The organism is Dermacoccus barathri (assembly GCF_015070805.1).
Lineage (GTDB): Bacteria > Actinomycetota > Actinomycetes > Actinomycetales > Dermatophilaceae > Dermacoccus > Dermacoccus abyssi.
The window spans coordinates 31,494-51,947 of sequence record NZ_JADCTK010000005.1; the positions used below are offsets into that span (position 1 = coordinate 31,494).

The window sequence follows — 20,454 nt, forward strand, 5'->3', positions numbered from 1 at the left end:
CTGCGACGTTTGCGCGTCGGAGCTGAAGAGGATCAGCCGGCGCCTTCCTGAACCCAGATGTCAACGTCGGGATCGCTCGCCCGGAAGCAGTTGACGAGCCCACCCCGGCGCGAGCAGGTGAGGTCGATGTACCCGTCGGAACCGGCGACGTTCTCCTTGCGATAGGCGCTGTAGACCTTCAACGGGAAGGAGGATGTGTCGGGCGTTCGCGCCACCTGGCTCAACGCTGCGTCACGCACGGTGACGAGGAAGGGGCAACTCGAATAGTGCCCCTGCCCCTGGCGCACCTGAACGGCGGTGTTGGTCTGCTGACTCGTACGGTCGCCACACAGGTTCCACGTCGAGGCCGGGAACGGCGTCAGACCCGTTCGCGTGGGAGCCGGGGTGCTGGTCGAAGCCTCGGCCACGGAGCTTCGGCTCTCAATCTGCGCTGGGGACGACGGCGCAGGCGCCGCGGTTCGGGAGTCGCCACCGGTCTCGCTCGTCGTCGACGACGGTGCCGAGGACGAACTGCTCGAGGAACTCGAGGAGGAGGAACTCGACGTCGACCGCGCGTCGCTCGAGGTAGCGGGGTCGGAGGGCGGCGGGGATGCATCCTTCTGTCCGCGCGTCAGGGCGAGCGCCCCCAGTGCCAGCGCGAGGACGAGCACGGATGTGAGCGCGACGGCGATGACAAGGCCACGTGAGGGCGATCGCCGCTCCGGCGTCTCGGCCTCTGGCTCGTTCCAGAACGCCGGGGTCTTCGGTTCCGTGTCGTGCTGGGGGCCCGACGCGCGCGTCTCCTCGTCGTGGGTCATGGCCCGACCGAGTCCTTCACCCACGCCCTCACAGCAGTGCCACCCGTGCAGAGGCTGAGGTGATCGGAGCGTTCACAGGTGAGCGGCACGTACGCGCGCTTCGCGACGCTGTAGGGGTTGATCGTGAACGAGGTAGCGCCCGAATCCTGGGCGAGGTGCGCCAGCACGTTGCTCCGGATCTCCACGACGTAAGCGCAGCTCGTGTTCGACTCGCGTGCAATGCGGATGTCGGGAACGGTGATGGGGTCGCCCTGGCCGCACGTCGTCACGCTGTCGTCGGGGAAGGTGGCCTCGGCAGCGCTCGGCTCGCTGGGCGTGGAGGACGGTGCCGAGGCAACGGTCGAGGACTGGGTGCTCGCCGGCGTCTCGTCGCCCCCGGATATGAAGAAGGTGACGACGGCGAAGCCGACGATCGCGGCAGCGACGAGCAACACCGGTACGAGCCACTGCTTCGGCCCGCGAGGGGGTTCTCCGTGGTACTGCTGCGACGCGCCCCCGCTGTCGGCCATCGTCCGGTCGGCCGTGACCCACGACGTCGGTGCTTCGTGTGGCTTCGGCGACTGCGGGTAGCCCCGCGTCTCGTCCTCGTACATGGTGATCGTCTTCCCCTCTCCGCCGTCAGTCTAGGTGGAGGAGGAGACGCCGGTTGCCACAATTCAGCCGACGCTGTCGCTCACCCAGAGACGAACGTTGGAACCACCGGTGCATTCGGAGAGGTGGTCGGCGCGGGTGCAGTGCAACGTCACGACCTTGCGCAACGAGGAGCTGTACGGACTGACCGTGTAGGTCGTGGCACCCGGATTCTCCGCGAGGTGCGCGTTGACCTTGGTCACGACGTCGGCGACGTAGGAGCAGGTGGAGTTCGTGCCGCGGGCGAGACGAACGCTGGACGTGGGTACGGCCTCGCCCGAGCCACACGTCGCCACGGTACCGGCAGGAAAGGATGCCTTGGTCGCCGCGGAGGACGAGGGCGTCGTCGACGAGGACGTCGGCGCCTCGGACGTCGATGGAGCGGCTGTCCCGGTCTGCGGCTGCGTCCTGGACGACGGTGTGTCGGAGGGAGCCGTGGCCGCCGACGGCTGAGCGACGGGTGGCCGGCTGCCCGATCCCCGGGTGATGAACCACGCCGTGGCGAACGCGAGGCTGGCGAGCACGATGACGAGCGCCGGCGCCAACCAGTCGGGTCGGCGTGAGGTGCGGTAGGGCACCGGTTCGCTGGCCTGACCCCACAGGTCGGCCACACCGGGCTCGGTTTCGCCGCCCGGGTCGTAGCCACTGCCGCGTGACGGGGGTCGCTCGACGCCCCGATTCCACTCCTCGAAACCGTTCGGCTCGTTCATTCGTCACCTCTCGTTCCGTCCTCATGTTCCACGTGAAACGTGAGGTGAAGCGATCGCGCCCCCTATGGCGCCGGACATACCACGCTAGCGGTGGACTGCGTTGTGTTGGAAATGTCAGCCGTAGGTGTCCCGCGGACCACGCCCGGCGACACGTCGGGGACCTCGCACCCAACTGGGGGCAGAGGGACCGACGATCTTGAGCTCCGCCACCACGCCGTCACCGACGCCCTGCTCGATCGACCGGATGATCGTCGACGCAAGCAAGGTCAGCTGGGTCGCCCACGCCGTCGACTCCGCCCGTACCGTGAGAATGCCGTTCTCGAAGCTGACGGGAGAGGCGTGGTCCGCGACACCCGGTCCGACGAGATCGGCCCACCGTGACATCACGGTGCCCGCGGCGACATCGACATTCCATCCGCGGTCCTCGAGCAGTCGCTTCATGTTGTTGCCGAGCAGCAGCGGGTCGCGACCGTTGCGTCCGCCTCGTCCCTTGCGCGCGTCGTGTGTGTCCGTGGCGCGTGGGCTTCGACGCATGGGTCGAGACCCCGGACGGAACCCGCGTTCGGCGGCACCCCGTTGAGCGCGAGCCAACGCCGCTCGGGCTGCCGTCAGGGGGTCGTCCTCGACAGCAGACGTCGCGGGTGCCTCCACCGAACTCTCGTCGAGTGCCGCGTGCGTCGACCGGGCGTCCGTGGACTCGTCCCCGCGGCTGTCGCCGTCGCCGTCAGTCATGATCGGCGCCGCCGTCATCGGACGTTACGTCGGTCGACCCCGAGATGGTGCCGGATTCGGTGAGCGGGGCAGCATCCGTCTGCTCGGCGGAGACCGACCCCTTCGTCACGTAGTACGTGCGCCCGCTGAGTGCGTCGGGGACGTCCTCGGCCACCGCGGCGGTGATGAGCACCTGCTCGGCGTCGGCCACCATGGCGGCCAGGCGCTCGCGTCGTCCTGCGTCGAGCTCGGCGAAGACGTCGTCGAGCACGAGGACCGGGTCGGTCTTGAGGTCGTTGCGCAGGAGGTGGAAGGCCGCAAGGCGCAGGGCGAGGGCGAACGACCACGACTCGCCGTGGCTGGCGTAGCCCTTCGCGGGCAGGTGACCGAGTGTCAGCGTGACGTCGTCGCGGTGCGGCCCGACGAGGGTCACTCCTCGGTCGATCTCGCGCGGACGCATCTCCTCGAACGCTTGGTGGAAGGCCTTCTCCAGTTCTTCGCGCTCGGGCACCTCGCCGCCGGCGATCCGACGAGCGACGGCCTCCGGCAACGACGAGACGTACGTGAGCCGAGCCTCCGAGCGGCCCGCGCTCACCTCGTCGTACGACGACGCCACGTGCGGTGCCAGATCGCGCAGTAGACGGAGGCGCGCATAGACGAGAGAGGCGCCCACCGCGGCAAGGTGGGTGTTCCACTCGACGAGCGTGTCGAGAGTCGTTTCACGTGAAACGGCCTCTTCGGGGGTCAGCGTGCCGCCCCTGCTTCCCTTGCGCAGAACGGGCTGAGCCGAACGGAGGAGGGCGTTGCGCTGCTTGAGGATCTTGTCGTAGTCGGAGCGCGCCCCGGCCCACCGCGGCTGGCGAGCGACGAGCAGCTCGTCGAGGAAGCGGCGACGTTCTCCGGGGTCTCCCTTGACGAGGGCCAGGTCCTCCGGGGCGAAGAGCACGGTACGCAGCGTGCCGAGGATGTCACGGGGGCGCGTGGCAGCAGATCGCCCTACGCGTGCCCGGTTAGCTCGGCCGGGCACGATTTCCAGTTCGAGCACTGTTTCACGTGAATCACGGACGACGGCCGCACGGACGAAGGCGCGTTCTGCGCCGAACCGGACGAGGGGAGCGTCGTTCGAGACACGGTGCGACCCCAGGGACGCGAGGTAGCCGGCGGCTTCGACGAGATTCGTCTTGCCCTGGCCGTTGAGCCCCACGAATGTGGTGACTCCTTCGGTGAGATCGACTTCCGCTTCGCTGTAGGAGCGGAAGTCACGCAGCGACAAGTGACGCAGCCTCACGTCGAACTCGTGTGCCCTGGGGGTCGAAAGAGGAAGACTCAGTGCTCGCTCTTGGCGGCACCCGGACGCGACGCGCCGTCGTCCTGCTTGGGCTGGGCCGCGGGCGAGACCTCGGCCTGTCCCTCCTTGGCGACGCGGTAGGGCTCCTGGCCGAACTGCATGACCTCGTGACCGCCGAACTGTCCGCGCAGCGCGGCGACGGCCTGCATCTGCGGGCTGTTCTCCTGGCGCGACGTGAAGCGGGAGAAGAGAGCGGCGGCGAGCACCGGCATCGGCACGGCGTTCGCGATGGCCTCCTCGAGCGTCCACCGACCCTCACCGGAATCGGTCGAGTACTCGGAGATTCCCTCGAGGTGCGGCGTCTCCTCGAGCGCCTTGACCATGAGATCGAGCAGCCAGGACCGCACGACCGTGCCGCGCGTCCAGGCCTTGAAGCAACCGTGGACGTCGGTGACGATGTCCTTCGCCTCGAGCAGTTCCCAGCCCTCGGCGTACGCGTGCATGAGGCCGTACTCGATGCCGTTGTGCACCATCTTGGCGTAGTGACCGGCGCCCACCTTGCCCGCGTGGACGAAGCCCTCTTCGCGAGGTCCTTCGGGGCGCAGCGCGTCAAAGACGGGCATCATGCGCTCGACGTCCTCCTCGGCGCCACCACACATGAGGCCGTAGCCGTTCTCCTTGCCCCACACGCCACCGGAGACGCCGCAGTCCATGAAGTGCACGCCGGTCTCGGCGAACTGCTCTGCGTGCCCCAGGTCATCGGACCACTTGCTGTTGCCGCCGTCGATGACGAGGTCACCCTCGGCGAGCAGGTTCTGCAGCTCGGACATGACCGAGCCCGTGATCTTGCCGGCCGGCACCATGACCCAGATGTTGCGGGGAGCCTCGAGCTTCTCGACCAGTTCCGCGAGATCGGCGACGTCGCTGATCTCGCGGTTGGTGTCGAAACCGATGACGTCGATGCCGGCGGCCTTCATGCGGTCACGCATGTTGCCGCCCATCTTGCCGAGGCCGATGAGTCCGAGCTGCATGGTCTAGCTCCTTGCTGAGGAAGTCTGGTTGCCGCACCCGAAGGCGCGGCGTTCGGTGCTCACGCTACGCCGCCGTCGCGGGAACGACCACATGCCGTCCGACACCGCCGGACGAGGCTGGTCAGTTGGCGAAGCGCACCGGCATGATGAGGTAGCGGTAGCTGTCGTCGGCCTCGCCGTCGAGCTCATCCTGACCGGACAGCACGGCCGGACGCGTCGGCTGGGTGAAGCCCAGGCGCACGTACTTCGTGCCGACGACCCCGAGGCCGTCGAGGAGGAACTGGGGGCTGAAGGCGATCTCGAGTTCCGGCCCTTCGATGCGGGCTTCGAAGGTCTCCGAGGCCTGGGCGTCCTCGCCGGTACCGGCCTCGATGCGGACGGCGTCGTCACAGAAGCGCAGACGTACGGGCATGTTGCGCTCGGCGACGAGCGAGACACGCTTGGCAGCCTCGACGAGCATCGCCGTCTCGACGACCGCCGTCGTGTCGACGCTCGTGGGGAACAGGCTCGTCACCTTGGGGTAGTCGCCGTCGAGCAGGCGCGTCGTCATGCGGCGCTGGCCGGCCTCGAAACCGGCGAGGCCGGAGCCGGTCGACGCGCCGCTGAGCGACAGCGAGACGCTGCCCGCCGCACCGAGCGCCTTGGCCAGGGAGTCGAGCGTGCGAGCCGGGACGAGGGCCGCGTACTCCGCGTTCTCGTCACCGCCGTTCCACAGCACCTCACGCATGGCGAGGCGGTAGCGGTCGGTGGCCAGCAGGGTGAGCTTGTTGCCCTGAACCTCGATGCGCACACCCGTGAGGATCGGCAGGGTGTCGCCGCGGTCCGCGGCCACGCTGACCTGCGCGACGGCCTGGGTGAAGACGTCACCGCCGATGACGCCGGTGGGCTCGGGGTTCTCCGGCAGCGTCGGGTACTCGCCCGTCGGCATGCTCTGGAGGCTGAACTTGGCCGAACCGCAGGTGACCTGGACCTTGGAGCCCTCGCTCACGAGCTCGATCGGCTTGTGCGGCAGGCTCTTGCTGATGTCGGCGAGCAGGCGGCCGAGCACGAGCACGGTGCCGGGCTCCTCGACGTCGGCGTCGACGGTGACCTTGGCCGAGACCTCGTAGTCGAACGCGGAGAGTGTCAGGCCGTCCTCGGTGGCTTCGAGCAGGACACCCGCGAGCACCGGAACCGGCGGGCGCTGCGAGAGACCTCGAACGGCCCACGCCACAGCTTCGGCCAACACATCACGTTCAACCCGGAGCTTCACGTCCACCGTCCTCGTCACTTCGTGGTTCGCCTACGTCGTGGGGAAGCGAGCGCAGGAGCACAGGTATTCGCGGTGAGCTTAACGCAGGTGGAGCTGACGCCCCAAGCGTCGAGGAGCTGTCCTAGGCGGTCGCCGCGGTTGGCCTGGGTGTGGATTCGTGGGGCGCTTGATCGCGATGGAGAAAGAGTTGGTCGTCGTCATAGGGGGTGTGGATTCTGGGGACAACCACATCTGTGCCGGGAATCCCGCGGTTTCCGGTTGTGGGCAGCGTGGGGATGGTCGTTGGGGACGACACAGTGGGGGTGTGGACGGATTTTTCGCGTCCCCAGACGCCGACGGCGCTCAAGGGGTGTTATCCCCTGATTTCGACCGTTGTCCACGGAGTTATCCCCAGATTCTGTGGAAAAGCGTGTGACGAAGGAGTCCTGCTCATGTGGGGCAGGTGAATCACAGTGGTGTTGTCCACAAATCCACAAGGATGTCCCCAGGGGGAGTTTCGCGGAATTGTCGGGGCTGCTCCGGCTGTGATGGGACGTCCGAGCGGTCGTTGCACACAGCGTCCCCAGGGTTGTCCCCAGAACCTGTGGACAACCCCGACTATCGGCCCCAAGCTCAAGACCGACGGGACGAGCCGGGGACAGTGCGTCGCACGCTCTGACTGAGCGCGTTGACGGGGCGGGTCGAGACGAGGTGCCACAGCCACATCGCGGCCCCGAGCATGACGAGACCGAGCGCCGTGACCGCCATCGTCCAGGCGCTCTCGGCCGCGAAAGGAGCCACGAGACCTGCCACGAGAGCGCTTGTCACGAGGTTGACGAAGGTGCCCGCCGACGCCGCGCTTCCGCGGGCGTGGGGGAACTGGTCAAGCATGGCAATTTGCAGGGTGGGCAGGGACAGCCCGATCCCATAGGCGATGAGAGCGGGAGCCACGATGGCCCACGGCAGGACGTCGCCGACCGGCGTCACCGAGACAATGGCGCCCGCTGAGGCCGCGAGGAGGGCGAAGCCCAGGCCGTAGGTGATCTGACGGTCGCTCGTCACCCGTCCGGCGAGCCGTCCACTCGTCCAGGATCCGGTGATCATGCAAGCCACCATCGGGACGAAGAACACCCAGAAGTCTGATTCGCCGAGACCGAGCAGTCCGATGAGGAACAACGGTGCGGCGGAGATGTAGAGGAACTGGCCCGCAAAGGAGAACGCGGCTGCGAAGGCCACGCGCATGAAGCGGCCGCTCCGCATTGCGGCGAGCAGCCCAGACACGAGTGAGCCCACGCGCAGCGGCGTCCGGTGCCCGGCGGGGGGGCTTTCCGGCAGAGAAAGAGCAACCGAGACGGCCATGATGATGCCGAAGGCGACGAGGAACCAGAAGATCGTGCGCCAGGAGCCCACCTGGAGGAGGAGCCCGGACAGGACGGGCGCCACGGCCGGTGCGACACCGAAGATCATCGAGACCTGGCTCATGAGTCGCTGCGCTTCCGCTCCCTCGAAGAGGTCACGGATGACGGTTCGCGCGATGATCTGCCCTGCACCGGCCGCGAACCCTTGGAACATGCGGAAGACGAGCAGCATCGTCAGGGAGGTCGACAGGGCGCATCCGATGGACGCGACGACGTAGACGCCGATGCCGATGAGCATGACGGGACGCCTGCCCACGGCGTCGGAGATGGAGCCGTGGAGCAGGCTCATCAGCGCGAAGGCGAGGAGGTAGACGCTGACGACCAACTGCATCGCGGCTGGTTCCACGTGAAACTCCGCACCCATTTCGCCGAAGGCGGGCAGCGGCGCATCGACGTTGAACGGGCCGAACATCGACAGGCCGGCCAGGATGAGGGTCAGCAGGACGCCGGCGCGTCATGGGGCGGAAGTCACCGACCGAGCCTACGAGAGAGGGTGTGTTTCACGTGAAACACACCCTCGTGGATCAAGCGCTGCGGCGCCTGATCTGTGTCGTCAGCTCGGTGATCTGGTCGTAGATCGGCTGACGTTCGCCGATGAGCTGGCGGATCTTCTTCTCCGCGTGCATGACGGTGGTGTGGTCACGTCCGCCGAAGTGCTGCCCCAGTTGGGGGAAGGAGTGCTCGGTCAGTTCACGCGAGAGATACATCGCGATCTGGCGCGCGGTGACGAGGTTGCGCGAGCGGGACGTGCCCTTGATGTCGTCCACCGTGACACCGAAATAGACGGCCGTCTCGGAGATGATCTGATGCACCGTGATCTGCCCGGTCTCACTCGGTACGACGTCCTTGAGGACGAACGCCGCCTTGGCCCGGTCGACCGGCTCCTTCTGGAGCGAGGCGTACGCAGCGACGCGGATGAGCGCGCCCTCGAGCTCTCGGATGTTCGTCGAGATCTTCGAGGCCACGAGTTCGAGGACGTCATCGCCGATGTCCATGCGCTCGGCGTTGGCCTTCTTGCGCAGGATCGCGATGCGGGTTTCCAGTTCGGGAGGGTGCACGTCCGTCGTGAGGCCGGACTTGAACCGGCTGCGCATGCGGTCGGCGAACGTGGTCAGCTTCTCCGGCGGCTGGTCGGAGGTGAGCACGATCTGCTTGCCCGAGGAGTGCAGAGCGTTGAACGTGTGGAAGAACTCCTCCTGCGTCTGCTCCTTGCCTTGGAGGAACTGGATGTCGTCGATGAGCAGGACGTCGACGTTGTCGCGGTAGCGGCGCTGGAAGGTGGCCGCACGGTCGTCACGGATGGAGTTGACGAAGTCGTTCGTGAACTCCTCGGAGCTGACGTAGCGCACCCGCAACTTGGGGTGGTAGTCGTGCACGTAGTGCCCGATGGCGTGCAGCAGGTGGGTCTTGCCGAGGCCTGAGTCACCGTGGATGAACAGCGGGTTGTAGGCCTGGCCGGGCTCCTCGGCGATCGCGATGGCGGCCGCGTGGGCGAAGCGGTTGCTGTCACCGATGACGAACGTGTCGAAGGTGTACTTCGGGTTGAGTCGCGGCGAGTACTCCTCGTCGCTCGGCGGCGGAGCGTCCGTGCGGCCACCCACGGAACGGGGAGGCAGAACGACGTCGGGGTGCGCCGAGCGAGGACGCGGAACCTGCTCGGCCGCGATCTGGGAGCCGCCCGGCAGCGAGAAACCGAGCGTGCCGTCGGAGTGGTCGGGCTCCTGGGCGTTCATGTCGGGATTCGCGTCTGCGCCAGTCTGTGCAGCACCGTGCGCATCGGCGCCCGCGCCGTCGAGTTCCTGGACTGCGGCCTGAAGGCTCTCGTCGACGGAGATGGCGACGCGAACCTGCTGTCCGAGCTGGTTCGAGAGTGCCTCGGCGACCTGGTCGCGCAGCGGACCTTCGAGCATGCGCTTGGTCTGCTCGAAGGGAACGGACAGCAGGACGTTCTCACCGATGAGGCCGACGAAGCGCGTGAGGTTGAGGAAGGCTCGGTCACGAGAACCGATGCCGTGCTTGCTCATTTCCGCCAGGGCGGCGTGCCACGTGCGTTCGTAGTCGACGGGTTCGTCGGTGGTCACGAAGGCTCCTCCTGGTGCGGTGCTCGTGTGTGGAACGCCCATACTAAGGGTGGTTTCCACAACGTTATCCACAGCCTGTGTACCGGAGTGTCGCGGCTTCGGGGCGCTGGAGAGGACAACGGGTTTGCTTTCCGGACACGTTAACGGCGTGTCGACTGGATTTTACCTCGCCCGTATGAACCACACGTGTGTTATTTGCGCGTGTGCGCCGTTGAACATCGAGTCGCGCGTGTGTCGTTTTGACCGGCTTGATCACGGCCCGTACAGTTGACGGCGATTGTCTGCGCCCCAAATGGGGCTCGGGTCGAGACGCGCACATCGCGACATTGCCCGAAACAACCGAGAAATCGGCGGCGCGACAACTAGACCACCAGTACGACGGCGACGCGTCAGCGCTCGCCCATTTCATCGGAGATCGACGTGAGCAAGCGCACCTTCCAGCCCAACAACCGTCGCCGCGCCAAGACGCACGGCTTCCGTCTGCGTATGCGTACCCGCGCCGGCCGCGCCATCCTGGCCAACCGCCGCGCCAAGGGCCGCAGCAAGCTCTCCGCCTGAGCCTCGGCGGCAACGGCCGTGCTGCCAGCGCCTCACCGTCTGCGTGACGCCGGGCAGTACCGCGCCGTTCTGCGGAATCGCCGCTCCGGTCGAGCCGGCGGTTCGCTGCTCGTGGTCCAGATGATCGACGCCGACGCGTCCGGCCTCGCGCACCCGGAAAGGGTGGGGCCGCGCGTCGGTTTTGTCGTATCCAAGGCCGTGGGAAACGCCGTGGTTCGCTCGCGCACGAAGCGGGTGCTGCGTCATCTCGTGCGTGACGAGTTGCCTCGCCTCGATCCGAGTCTCGACATCGTCGTGCGCGCCAACCCGGCCATCGCCGGCGCCGGCACGGACGCCGTCCGTGCCGAACTGCAGCGCATGCTCACGAAGGCGCACAAGCGGATTCGGACCGACGACGGCGTTCCACGTGAAACGGCGAGTGCCGGAGCGAAGCGATGACGACGTCCACGGCCGACGATGTGACGGGTTGGCGACATGTTGCCGTCTGGCCCCTGCTCGTCATCGTGCGCTTCTATCGCCGCTGGATCTCGCCCGCGCTACCTGCCACCTGCCGGTTCTACCCGACGTGCTCGTCCTACGGCCTCACGGCGCTCACCCGGTTCGGGCCGATCAAGGGCACCTGGCTCACCCTGAAGCGTCTCGCGCGCTGTCACCCCTGGAACCCCGGCGGGGTCGACCACGTTCCACCGAAGGACCACTCGGCCCACGGGGAGCACGGACGGTCCGACGCCGCACCTGCACCCGTCAAAGCGAAGGATGATTGATGCTTGACACCCTGCTCTATCCGCTCGAGTGGTTCGTCGCCGCCATCATGGTCGGCTGGCACAAGCTCTTCACCCTCGTCGGGCTGCCTGAAGCGTCGGGCTGGACCTGGGCCCTCTCGATCGCCGGACTCGTGATCGTCCTACGTATCCTGCTCATCCCGCTCTTCGTCAAGCAGATCCACGCCTCGCGCCGCATGCAGCTCGTGCAGCCCGAGATGCAGAAGATCCAGAAGAAGTACAAGGGCAAGAAGGACCCGGAGTCCCGCCAGAAGCAGCAAGAAGAAATGATGGAGTTGTACCGGACCACCGGTACCAACCCCATGGGTTCCTGCATGCCGATCCTGCTGCAGGCACCGTTCTTCTTCGCGCTCTTCCGCGTGCTCAACAACCTCGACGACATCGCCCGCGGTGACCGTGGGCCCATCGGCTTCCTCACGAAGGAGCTCGCGAGCCAGGCCGAGAGCTCGACTCTTCTCGGAGCGAAGCTCTCGTCCACCTTCATGGGAACGTCGGGTTGGGGTGCAGCCAAGTGGGTCGCCGTCCTGCTCATCATCCTCATGTCGGCGACGTCGTTCATCACGCAGCACCAGCTCATGCGCCGCAACATGCCGAAGGCCGCGCTCGAGGGCCCGATGGCCAAGCAGCAGCAGATCATCATCTACCTCATGCCGCTGTTCTTCGCGATCTCCGGTGTGAACTTCCCGATCGGTGTTCTCATCTACTGGTTCGTCACGAACCTGTGGACGATGTTCCAACAGTGGTACGTCATCCGTCGCATGCCGACCCCTGGTTCGGACGCCGAGAAGAAGCTCGAGGAGCGCAACCGTTCCAAGGGCCGTGAGCACAAGACCGTGACGATGGACGACCTGCGCAAGGAGAACGAGGGCAAGCCGAAGACGCGTTTCCAGCAGGCGATGGACCGCGCTCAGGAGCAGGCCAAGGCGCAGCAGGCCGCGAAGAGCGGTGCCACGCCGGCGTCCCCGAAGAAGGACAAGTCGGTGAAGACCGCGGACACCTCCACTGAGGTTTCCAGCCCGGTCAAGGAGAACGTCCGTCCGGCCAAGGCCCAGCAGACCGGCCCGCGTAACCAGCCCAAGAAGAACACCCCGCGCGCGAAGCGCAAGAAGAACTGAAAGCAGAGGTAGCAAGGATGTCCGAGAACACCTCCGCGCGTTCCGACGTGACGAACCTCGAGCGCGAGGGCGAGATCGCTGCCGACTTCCTCGAGAAGCTGCTCGACATCGCCGACCTCGACGGTGACATCGACGTCGAGGTCGACGGTGACCGCGCGTCCGTCTCCATCGTCGACTCCGAGGAGGGGCAGGTGCCCCGCTCGCTCGTCGGTTCGAACGGCAAGACCCTCGATGCGCTGCAGGAACTCATGCGCCTCGCCGTCCAGGCCGAGACGGGTGAGCGCAGCCGCGCGATGCTCGACATCGCCGGCCACCGCGCCGAGCGACGCTCGACGCTGGAGACCAAGGGCGCCGAGGCCGTCGCGCGCGTCAAGGAATCCGGCGAGAAGGTCGAGATGGAGCCGATGAGCGCGTTCGAGCGCAAGGTCGTCCACGACGTCGTGCTGGCCGCCGGTCTCACCTCCGAGTCCGAGGGCACCGAGCCGAACCGCTACGTCGTCGTTCTTCCGAACTAACGTTTCACGTGGAACGACCGGACGTGAACACCCCGGAGGAGACACCGACGATCGGTGAAGCGGCTCCACCGCCGCCCACTCCGGATGCCGCACGAGAGTTCCTCGGTGCGCGTGTCGACGTCATGGAGCGCTACGTCGCGCACCTGTGTGACACAGGGGTGACGCATGGCCTCGTCGGGCCACGTGAGGTTCCGCGCATGTGGGAACGGCACGTGCTCAACTGCGCCGTCGTCCATCCCGGTATTGCGGACGAGAGCGCCGTCGCCGATATCGGCGCCGGCGCCGGACTGCCCGGCTTGGTGCTCGCCATCGCACGGCCGGACCTGCGCTTGACGCTCGTCGAGCCGTTGCTGCGCCGCACCGTCTGGCTCGAGCGCGTCATCGACGACCTCGAACTCGACAACGTCGAGGTGGTGCGGGCTCGGGCTGACGAGTTGTGGGGCAAGCGTTCGTTCGACGTCGTCACCTCCCGTGCCGTGGCCCGGATAGGCGAACTCGCCCGATGGTCGTTGCCCCTCGTTCAGCGGGGTGGCGAGATGTTCGTGCTCAAGGGTTCGAGCGCGGCTATCGAACGGGACGAGGACGCCTCGATCCTGCGCAAGCTCAAGGTCGTCGAGGCGGACGTCGAGACGTGGGGCGCCGGAATTGTCGACCCGGAGACCGTCACCCTGCGCCTGAGTGTCGAGGGCGTGGCACCGCAGCTCACCCGGAAGCAGGCCGGAACCGGCCCGTCCACGGCGAAGAAGAAGGCGGCGCGCAGACAGGGTCGTCGCGACTGAGCCCAGTTTTCTTGACGTTGTCCCCAGGTGTGCCGGCTAGCCGGCACACCTGGGGACAACTGCGTTCGGGGCCGTTCGCGAAGGTGACACAATGGGCGGGCTCGTCAACGCGACTTCAAGGAGAAACGGTGACAACGACCGCACCCGTGGGCTGGCCGGCGATCACGCTGGGCGCCGCTGAATCTGCCTCTTCACCGACACCGGTGGGATGGCAGGGGTTGCCGACGTCGGCCGTTGAGGAAGTCGTCGTCGAGACCGCTGTCGACATTGACGGCGCCCCTCGTGATTCACGTGAAACGAGGATGACGAACTCGGAAGGCGCAGAGTCAGTAGTGCTCGACCCGCAGACGCCGGTGCAGGCGGAGGCGCTCGAGCCGATCGCCGAGACCCCTGCTCCTGAGAACGATCCAGATGCCCGACGTGATGTTCCGGCGGCCGATGCTTCAGGCGTCGCTCCCTCCGAGGCGAAGGGCTACGACATCCTCCTCGGGAGCCACGATGTTTCCCGTGAAACATCGCAGGTGGATCAGCCCGCGGTGACACAGCAGGACGGCGCTTCGACACACAAGCTCGAGGAAGTCGCCGTCGAGGACGAGGCCGCGGTGGGTGACGCGGCAACGACCGTCACCGAGGTACCGGCGGCAGATCCGGCCGAGGCGAGCGAGCCCGCCTACGTGCCTCGGCATCACGCGTCGGGGGCCGACATTTCGGCCTCTTCGGAGGGTGCAACGGCACCGGCGTCGACCGAGTCGGCCACCGCGGCCGGCGCCCTCAGCGCACCTGCTTCCACTGACGACGATGCTGCGCAGATCCCGGCCGACACCGCCTTGGCCGCTCAGGCTCTGCCCTCCCGCAAGGCTCGCCGAGCCGGACGACCGCGGGTGCCGAGTTTTGACCGCGTCACGGACGATGCCTGGCGCGAACAGGAACCCGACGAGGACGAGCCGGCGGTTCCCGCTTATGCCCCTCTCGGGTCGACCGTCACGCACGAGACGTCCGGCCAGGACATGACGACGAGCGAGGAACCCATGGAAACGCCGCTCGCGCAGAGCTCCGACGGGGAGCAGGAGGTCCGGGCCCGCGCGGCCCGCGCCGCCCTCACGAGTGTGGAACGACTTCCGCGTCCGGCCCACCCGCGGGTGCTGACTGTGGCCAACCAGAAGGGTGGCGTCGGCAAGACGACGACCACGGTCAACGTGGCCGCCGCCCTCGCCCAGGCCGGCCTCCAGGTCCTCGTCATCGACATCGACCCCCAGGGCAATGCGTCGACGGCACTGGGCATCGAGCACCACTCGGACGTGGCGAGTGTCTACGACGTCATCGTCGAGGGCACGCCCCTGGCCGACGTCGTCCAGGAGTGCCCGGAGATCCCGGGCCTGTGGTGCGCTCCTGCCACCATCGACCTGGCCGGCGCAGAGATCGAACTCGTCTCGCTCGTCGCCCGCGAGTCGCGCCTGCACCGGGCGATCAACGCGCAACTTGCGGCAGCGAGTGACGAAGACCGCTACGATTACGTCTTCATCGACTGCCCGCCGAGCCTCGGCCTGCTCACGGTCAACGCCTTCGTGGCGGCTGACGAGGTCTTCATCCCGATCCAGTGCGAGTACTACGCGCTCGAGGGGCTGAGCCAGCTCCTCAAGAACATCGAGATGATCAAGATGCACCTCAACCCGGGCCTGCACGTCTCGACGATCCTGCTCACGATGTACGACGGACGCACCAACCTGTCCGCGCAGGTGGCCGAAGAGGTGCGCACGCACTTCCCGGACCAGGTGCTCGGCGCCCTGGTGCCGCGTTCGGTGCGAATCTCGGAAGCACCGAGCCACGGCGAGACGGTCATGACGTACGACCCGTCGAGTACCGGCGCTCTCAGCTACCGCGACGCTGCGAGGGAGATCGCGCTGCGCGGCACAGAGGTTCCGGAACCCTCCGGACGTATCGGCCGATGACGCCCACACACCACCCCGCCGGCTCGACCGGCATGTTCGGATCACGAGCCGTGAGCGGTTCGATCGACTCAGTAGGAAGTGGACTGCGATGAACGACAAGCGACGCGGCCTCGGGCGAGGTCTCGGTGCCCTCATCCCCAACGCGACCGAGCCGACACGGGTGACGCGACCCACCGACGTCTTCTTCACCGAGAGCAAGCGCGAGCAGGCTGCTCAGGAGGCCGCTGCGGCCCCCGCAGCCCGTGAGTCGCGCTTCAGTGAGGCCCTCACGCCCCGCCCTTCGTACAACCAGCCGCGCGAGACCGAGCCCCGCACGGCGCCGCGCTCGGCCACGCATCGACGTGATGACCTCGCGGCCGCGGCGGCCGCGGTGACGCAGCCCGCCGGCAAGGCGCCCACCGTTTCACGTGAAACGGAGATCGAGAAGCTCGAGAACGCCACGCCGAGCGAGACGCCGACCGAAAAGGAACAGCCGGAGCTCGCTCCCGTGCCCGGCGCCGAGTTCGCCGAGATTGCACCTGCGCTCATTCGCCCGAACCCGAAGCAGCCGCGGTCGGTGTTCGACGAGGAACACATGGCAGAGCTGGTCCACTCGATCGGCGAGATCGGCGTTCTCCAGCCCATCGTCGTGCGTCCCGTACCGGCGGAAGACCCCGAGCACGCGACGACACCGTACGAGCTCATCATGGGTGAGCGCCGTTGGCGCGCCTCGCAGGAAGCCGGCCTCGAGGCCGTACCGGCCATCGTCCGTTCGACCACGGACGAGGACCTGCTGCGCGACGCGCTGCTCGAGAACCTCCACCGCAGCCAGCTCAACCCGCTCGAAGAGGCCGCCGCGTACGCGCAGCTGCTCGAGGACTTCGGCTGTACGCACGACGAACTCGCCTCGAAGATCGGTCGCAGCCGCCCGCAGATCTCCAATACGATCCGTCTGCTCAAGCTGCCCCCGGTCGTCCAGCGTCGTGTCGCAGCAGGCGTGCTGTCGGCCGGCCACGCCCGGGCCCTGCTCGGCATGAGCGACCCGGCCGCCATGGAGCGTCTCGCCCAGCGCATCGTCGCCGAGGGCCTCTCGGTGCGTGCCACCGAGGAGATCGTCGCGATCGGTGAGGACAAGAAGCCCCGCCGCACCGCCACGCCGCGGGAGCCCAACCCGGCGCTCGACGACCTCGCGTCGAACCTGTCGGACAAGCTCGACACGCGCGTCGGCATCACGATGGGCAAGAACAAGGGCAAGCTCACCGTCGAGTTCGCCTCCGTCGACGACCTCAACCGCATCATGGACGCCCTCGGGATCGATCGTGGCTGAGCGCAAGAACCCCACGCCGGACGGCGATCTGCCCGAGAACCCCGAAGCCAAGGGCGCTCAGGGGGAGCACCTGAACCCCGACGGCAGCAGTGCCCTCGACTCGACGCAGGACGGACGCTTCACCCGCGACGACGTCGCGAACTCCCCGTTCCAGCAGGGCACGGACCCGTTGAGCGACCGGGCGATCGATCGGCGCACCGGTCGTCCCTCGATCCAGCTCATCGTCTTCGCGATCCTGGCCGTCGTATTCGGGTACTTCTTCGTCAGCGACCTCATCAACGGCGAGTGGCTGAAAGCCGTCCTCGGCGTGGCAGTGCTGGGCATCTGTGCGGTCGCAATCACCCGTGAGCTGCGGGGTGGGCGTCCCCGCGACTGACCGAACCATGCCCGCTCGAGCGGGCGAGCGCACCGGCCCCACGTCCGACGCCGGGCGTGGGGCCGCTGTGCACACCCGCACAGACACACGGAACATCTGACGAAACACCGGCGTCTTCAACCAGTTTCATTCCGGCATCGGCTCTCTGCGCACCGTAGGGTACGGGGCATGGAAGCAGCAGCCGACTTCATTGCGACGATCAACGACAAGTTCTGGTATCTCGTCATCGCCCTGCTCGTGGCTGCGGGCCTCTGGTATTCGGCGCGCACCCTGGTGGTCCAGGTGCGGCTGCTGCCGGAGATGTTCCGAGCCATCAAGGAGAAGCCCTCCGGTGCCGGCGAGAACGACGGGATCTCGGCGTTCCGCGCCTTCACCATCTCCGCGGCGTCCCGCGTGGGTACGGGCAACATCGCCGGTGTCGCGGTAGCCATCGCCATCGGTGGCCCCGGCGCCGTGTTCTGGATGTGGATGCTCGCCATCCTCGGTGGTGCCACCGCGTTCATCGAGTCCACGTTGGCGCAGCTCTACAAGGTGCGCGGCAAGGACGGCTACGTCGGTGGTCCGGCGTACTACATCCGCGAAGGCTTGGGCCGCAAGGGCATGGCCGCAACCTTCGCCGTCGTCATCACCGTGACGTACGGCTTCGTCTTCAATGCCGTGCAGGCCAACTCAATCAGCGCCTCGGTGCAGGCCAACTTCGACGACGCCAAGGGCCTGGCCTGGGTCATCGGGCTCATCGTCGCCGCGCTGACCGCAGCCGTCATCTTCGGCGGCGTGCGTCGCCTCTCGGCCGTCACGGAGATCATCGTGCCGGTCATGGCCGTCGCCTACGTCGGCGTGGCGCTCGTCGTCGTCGCGATGAACATCGGCGAGGTTCCGGCGATGATCGGCCACATCGTCGGTCACGCCCTCGGCTTCGAGCAGATCACGGGTGCTGCGTTCGGTGCGGCCCTCATGCAGGGCATGCGTCGTGGTCTGTTCTCCAACGAGGCCGGTATGGGTTCGGTGCCGAACGCCGCCGCAACCGCAGAGGTATCGCACCCGGTCAAGCAGGGTCTCGTGCAGGCCTTGGGCGTCTACTTCGACACGATCATCGTGTGTTCGGCGACGGCGTTCATCATCCTGCTGACGCAGCCTAAGTACGGCGTGAGCGACCCGGAGGGCATCGGACTGACGCAGACCGCCCTCCAGTCGCAGGTCGGATCGTGGGCCGGGCCGTTCCTGTCGATCGTCATCTTCTTCCTCGCCTGGTCGTCGATCCTCGGCAACAGCTACTACGGCGAGGCGAACATCCGCTTCCTCACCGAGTCCAAGCCGGGCGAGGGCCTGCTCACGGCGTTCCGTGTCGGCGTCCTCGTGTGTGTCGTCGGCGGTGCTCTTGGTTCGGTGGCCCTCGTGTGGAACCTCGCGGACCTCGCGATGGGCATCATGGCCACGATCAACCTGCTCGCCCTGCTCCCGCTCGGCGGGCTGTCCGTGGCGCTGCTCAAGGACTTCCTCACGCAGCGTGCCGCCGGCAAGGATCCCGTGTTCGAACGCTCGAGCCTCCCGCAGGCGAAGAACGTCCAGCTCTGGGACGCGCCCCCGGCGCGCAGCGCAACACCCGAGTGATCGGCGCCTGACCTTCGTCAGCGCTCGACACGAAAGACTGCGGCCCCCGTCGATTCGACGGGGGCCGCAGTCTTTGCTGAAAGCGATGATCAGCCGATGAAGGGCTCGAGCTCGCGCAGGAGCTTCGGCTTCGGCATGGCGCCGACGATCGTCTTGACGACCTCGCCGTTCTGGTAGACGTTCATCGTCGGGATACCCGTGATGCCGTACTTGGCGGACGTCGCGGGGTTCTCGTCGGTGTTGAGCTTGAAGACCTCGATCTTGTCGCCGTTCGCGGCGGCGATCTCCTCGAGGATCGGCGCGATGGCGCGGCACGGGCCGCACCATTCGGCCCAGAAGTCGACGAGGACGGGCTTGTCGTTCTTGAGAACGTCAGCCTCGAACGTGGCGTCGGTGGTGGGCTTGGTGGTTGCCATGGGGCATTCCTTCCGGGACGTCGGTCAGTGCTGGTGAAGAGGAACGGTGGGGACGACGCGCGTCAGCGCGGCTCGTCCGTGCCCTGCGGCTCTGCGGTGAGGGACGCGTCGGGCTTGGGCTCGCCGGCGGCGTCGAGCGAGGCGAGGAAACGCTCCGCGTCGAGGGCGGCCGAACAGCCGGAACCGGCGGCCGTGATGGCCTGACGGTAGACGTGGTCGACGAGGTCGCCGCAGGCGAAGACGCCGTCGACGTTCGTGTGCGTCGTGCGGTCCTTGACGAGGACGTAACCCTCGTCGTCAAGGTCGATCTGGCCGGTGACGAGTTCGTTGCGCGGCAGGTGGCCGATGGCGATGAACAGACCCGTGGTCTCCTGCTCGCGCTCCTCGCCGGTGACGGTGTCGCGCAGCGTGACGCTCGAGACCTTGGCGTCGCCGTGGATCGCGACGACCTCGCTGTTCCATGCGAAACGGATCTTCGGATCCTTCTCGGCGCGCTCGGCCATGATCTTGGAGGCGCGCAGCTCGTCGCGGCGGTGCACGAGGGTGACGCTGTTCGCGAAGCGCGTGAGGAACGTGGCCTCCTCGACGGCAGAGTCGCCGCCGCCGACGACCATGATGTCCTGGTTGCGGAAGAACGCACCGTCACACGTGGCGCACCACGAGACGCCGTGACCCGACAGGCGCTTCTCGTCGGGCAGACCCAGCTCGCGGTAGGCCGAGCCCATGGCCAGGATGACGGCGTTCGCCTTGTGAACGACGCCCTCACCGTCGGTGACGGTCTTGACATAGCCCGTGAGGTCGACGGCGGTGACGTCGTCACGCACGAGCTCGGCGCCGAATCGCTCGGCCTGGGCGCGCATGTTCTCCATGAGGTCCGGGCCCATGATGCCGTCGGAGAAACCGGGGAAGTTTTCCACCTCGGTGGTGTTCATGAGCGCGCCACCGGCCGTCACGGAGCCCTCGAACACGAGGGGCTCGAGGTTGGCACGCGCCGCGTAGACGGCAGCGGTGTACCCGGCGGGGCCGGAGCCGATGATGATGAGGTTGCGCACGGCCTGGTCGCTCACGAAAGCTTCCTTCGTCGGTTTGATGCGGTTCGCGTAGGTCAACGCACTCTATCCGCGCGTCATTCCCCGGCGCACACGCGCGC

21 protein-coding genes are annotated in these 20,454 nt (G+C 67.2%); 10 read left to right on the top strand and 11 right to left on the bottom strand.

Features of this window, described 5'->3' with window-relative positions; translation table 11 throughout:
* Window positions 1–32: 32 nt before the first annotated feature.
* From IM689_RS10335 to dnaA, 9 genes are all read right to left on the bottom strand, one after another.
* Window positions 33–797, bottom strand: coding sequence for a hypothetical protein (locus IM689_RS10335; protein WP_193643916.1), 765 nt, complete (start codon window positions 795–797; stop codon window positions 33–35).
* Window positions 794–1,390, bottom strand: coding sequence for a hypothetical protein (locus IM689_RS10340; RefSeq protein ID WP_193643917.1), 597 nt, complete (start codon window positions 1,388–1,390; stop codon window positions 794–796). Before IM689_RS10340 ends, IM689_RS10335 begins: the two co-directional genes overlap by 4 nt.
* Window positions 1,391–1,453: 63 nt before the next feature.
* Window positions 1,454–2,137 (bottom strand): hypothetical protein, encoded by a 684-nt coding sequence (locus IM689_RS10345; protein WP_193643918.1) that lies wholly within the window; start codon window positions 2,135–2,137, stop codon window positions 1,454–1,456.
* 114 nt (window positions 2,138–2,251) lie between these two features.
* Complete coding sequence (locus tag IM689_RS10350) at window positions 2,252–2,869, bottom strand: DUF721 domain-containing protein (RefSeq protein WP_187036627.1); 618 nt, start codon at window positions 2,867–2,869, stop codon at window positions 2,252–2,254.
* Window positions 2,862–4,136 (bottom strand): DNA replication/repair protein RecF, encoded by a 1,275-nt coding sequence (gene recF / locus IM689_RS10355; protein ID WP_193643919.1) that lies wholly within the window; start codon window positions 4,134–4,136, stop codon window positions 2,862–2,864. The genes IM689_RS10350 and recF overlap by 8 nt, the downstream gene beginning before the upstream one ends.
* A 38-nt stretch (window positions 4,137–4,174) precedes the next feature.
* Entirely contained in the window at window positions 4,175–5,167 is a 993-nt protein-coding gene (gene gnd / locus IM689_RS10360; RefSeq protein ID WP_193643920.1) for a phosphogluconate dehydrogenase (NAD(+)-dependent, decarboxylating), read from the bottom strand.
* 121 nt (window positions 5,168–5,288) lie between these two features.
* Window positions 5,289–6,419, bottom strand: a complete 1,131-nt coding sequence (dnaN, locus tag IM689_RS10365) for a DNA polymerase III subunit beta (RefSeq protein WP_193643921.1) — start codon at window positions 6,417–6,419, stop codon at window positions 5,289–5,291.
* 612 nt (window positions 6,420–7,031) lie between these two features.
* Window positions 7,032–8,258, bottom strand: a complete 1,227-nt coding sequence (locus IM689_RS10370; RefSeq protein WP_264674284.1) for a multidrug effflux MFS transporter — start codon at window positions 8,256–8,258, stop codon at window positions 7,032–7,034.
* 82 nt (window positions 8,259–8,340) lie between these two features.
* Window positions 8,341–9,840 carry a chromosomal replication initiator protein DnaA gene (gene dnaA / locus IM689_RS10375; RefSeq protein ID WP_227484760.1) on the bottom strand — a complete coding sequence of 500 codons (1,500 nt, stop codon included), beginning with the start codon at window positions 9,838–9,840 and terminating at the stop codon, window positions 8,341–8,343.
* 477 nt (window positions 9,841–10,317) lie between these two features.
* Between dnaA and rpmH the strand changes: the two genes are divergently transcribed.
* The 10 genes from rpmH to IM689_RS10425 all read left to right on the top strand — a co-directional run bounded on the left by rpmH (window position 10,318) and on the right by IM689_RS10425 (window position 18,888).
* Window positions 10,318–10,455: a 50S ribosomal protein L34 gene (gene rpmH / locus IM689_RS10380; protein ID WP_047310858.1), complete on the top strand. Its 138-nt coding sequence runs from the start codon at window positions 10,318–10,320 to the stop codon at window positions 10,453–10,455.
* An 18-nt stretch (window positions 10,456–10,473) separates the two neighbouring features.
* Window positions 10,474–10,893 carry a ribonuclease P protein component gene (gene rnpA, locus IM689_RS10385; RefSeq protein ID WP_118913932.1) on the top strand — a complete coding sequence of 140 codons (420 nt, stop codon included), beginning with the start codon at window positions 10,474–10,476 and terminating at the stop codon, window positions 10,891–10,893.
* Complete coding sequence (gene yidD / locus IM689_RS10390) at window positions 10,890–11,219, top strand: membrane protein insertion efficiency factor YidD (protein ID WP_193643924.1); 330 nt, start codon at window positions 10,890–10,892, stop codon at window positions 11,217–11,219. Before rnpA ends, yidD begins: the two co-directional genes overlap by 4 nt.
* A complete protein-coding gene (gene yidC / locus IM689_RS10395) occupies window positions 11,219–12,352 on the top strand; it encodes a membrane protein insertase YidC (RefSeq protein WP_193643925.1) in 1,134 nt (377 codons plus the stop codon). Before yidD ends, yidC begins: the two co-directional genes overlap by 1 nt.
* A 17-nt stretch (window positions 12,353–12,369) precedes the next feature.
* Complete coding sequence (locus IM689_RS10400; protein WP_047310862.1) at window positions 12,370–12,867, top strand: Jag family protein; 498 nt, start codon at window positions 12,370–12,372, stop codon at window positions 12,865–12,867.
* Between the two features lie 23 nt (window positions 12,868–12,890).
* Window positions 12,891–13,646 carry a 16S rRNA (guanine(527)-N(7))-methyltransferase RsmG gene (gene rsmG, locus IM689_RS10405; protein WP_319803857.1) on the top strand — a complete coding sequence of 252 codons (756 nt, stop codon included), beginning with the start codon at window positions 12,891–12,893 and terminating at the stop codon, window positions 13,644–13,646.
* A gap of 704 nt (window positions 13,647–14,350) precedes the next feature.
* Entirely contained in the window at window positions 14,351–15,595 is a 1,245-nt protein-coding gene (locus tag IM689_RS10410) for a ParA family protein (protein WP_370563170.1), read from the top strand.
* Window positions 15,596–15,683: 88 nt separating this feature from the next.
* Entirely contained in the window at window positions 15,684–16,901 is a 1,218-nt protein-coding gene (locus tag IM689_RS10415) for a ParB/RepB/Spo0J family partition protein (RefSeq protein WP_193643926.1), read from the top strand.
* Window positions 16,894–17,277, top strand: a complete 384-nt coding sequence (locus IM689_RS10420; protein ID WP_193643927.1) for a sulfite exporter TauE/SafE family protein — start codon at window positions 16,894–16,896, stop codon at window positions 17,275–17,277. Before IM689_RS10415 ends, IM689_RS10420 begins: the two co-directional genes overlap by 8 nt.
* A gap of 168 nt (window positions 17,278–17,445) precedes the next feature.
* The gene (locus IM689_RS10425) at window positions 17,446–18,888 is read left to right on the top strand and encodes an alanine/glycine:cation symporter family protein (RefSeq protein ID WP_187036641.1); all 1,443 of its coding nucleotides are present in this window, start codon (window positions 17,446–17,448) and stop codon (window positions 18,886–18,888) included.
* A gap of 89 nt (window positions 18,889–18,977) precedes the next feature.
* On the opposite strand, the gene trxA is transcribed toward IM689_RS10425, so the two are convergent.
* Both trxA and trxB read right to left on the bottom strand, forming a co-directional pair.
* Window positions 18,978–19,304: a thioredoxin gene (gene trxA, locus IM689_RS10430; protein ID WP_047310866.1), complete on the bottom strand. Its 327-nt coding sequence runs from the start codon at window positions 19,302–19,304 to the stop codon at window positions 18,978–18,980.
* A 62-nt stretch (window positions 19,305–19,366) separates the two neighbouring features.
* Window positions 19,367–20,371 (bottom strand): thioredoxin-disulfide reductase, encoded by a 1,005-nt coding sequence (trxB, locus tag IM689_RS10435; RefSeq protein WP_193643928.1) that lies wholly within the window; start codon window positions 20,369–20,371, stop codon window positions 19,367–19,369.
* Window positions 20,372–20,454 lie beyond the last annotated feature (83 nt).

Excerpts from the sequence above, each read along its gene's own strand:
- IM689_RS10335 (WP_193643916.1), bottom strand. The coding sequence starts at position 797 with ATGACCCACGACGAGGAGACGCGCGCGTCGGGCCCCCAGCACGACACG.
- IM689_RS10340 (WP_193643917.1), bottom strand. The coding sequence starts at position 1,390 with ATGTACGAGGACGAGACGCGGGGCTACCCGCAGTCGCCGAAGCCACAC.
- IM689_RS10345 (WP_193643918.1), bottom strand. The coding sequence starts at position 2,137 with ATGAACGAGCCGAACGGTTTCGAGGAGTGGAATCGGGGCGTCGAGCGA.
- IM689_RS10350 (WP_187036627.1), bottom strand. The coding sequence starts at position 2,869 with ATGACTGACGGCGACGGCGACAGCCGCGGGGACGAGTCCACGGACGCC.
- gnd (WP_193643920.1), bottom strand. The coding sequence starts at position 5,167 with ATGCAGCTCGGACTCATCGGCCTCGGCAAGATGGGCGGCAACATGCGT.
- dnaA (WP_227484760.1), bottom strand. The coding sequence starts at position 9,840 with ATGAGCAAGCACGGCATCGGTTCTCGTGACCGAGCCTTCCTCAACCTC.
- yidD (WP_193643924.1), top strand. The coding sequence starts at position 10,890 with ATGACGACGTCCACGGCCGACGATGTGACGGGTTGGCGACATGTTGCC.
- yidC (WP_193643925.1), top strand. The coding sequence starts at position 11,219 with ATGCTTGACACCCTGCTCTATCCGCTCGAGTGGTTCGTCGCCGCCATC.
- IM689_RS10400 (WP_047310862.1), top strand. The coding sequence starts at position 12,370 with ATGTCCGAGAACACCTCCGCGCGTTCCGACGTGACGAACCTCGAGCGC.
- IM689_RS10415 (WP_193643926.1), top strand. The coding sequence starts at position 15,684 with ATGAACGACAAGCGACGCGGCCTCGGGCGAGGTCTCGGTGCCCTCATC.
- IM689_RS10425 (WP_187036641.1), top strand. The coding sequence starts at position 17,446 with ATGGAAGCAGCAGCCGACTTCATTGCGACGATCAACGACAAGTTCTGG.
- trxA (WP_047310866.1), bottom strand. The coding sequence starts at position 19,304 with ATGGCAACCACCAAGCCCACCACCGACGCCACGTTCGAGGCTGACGTT.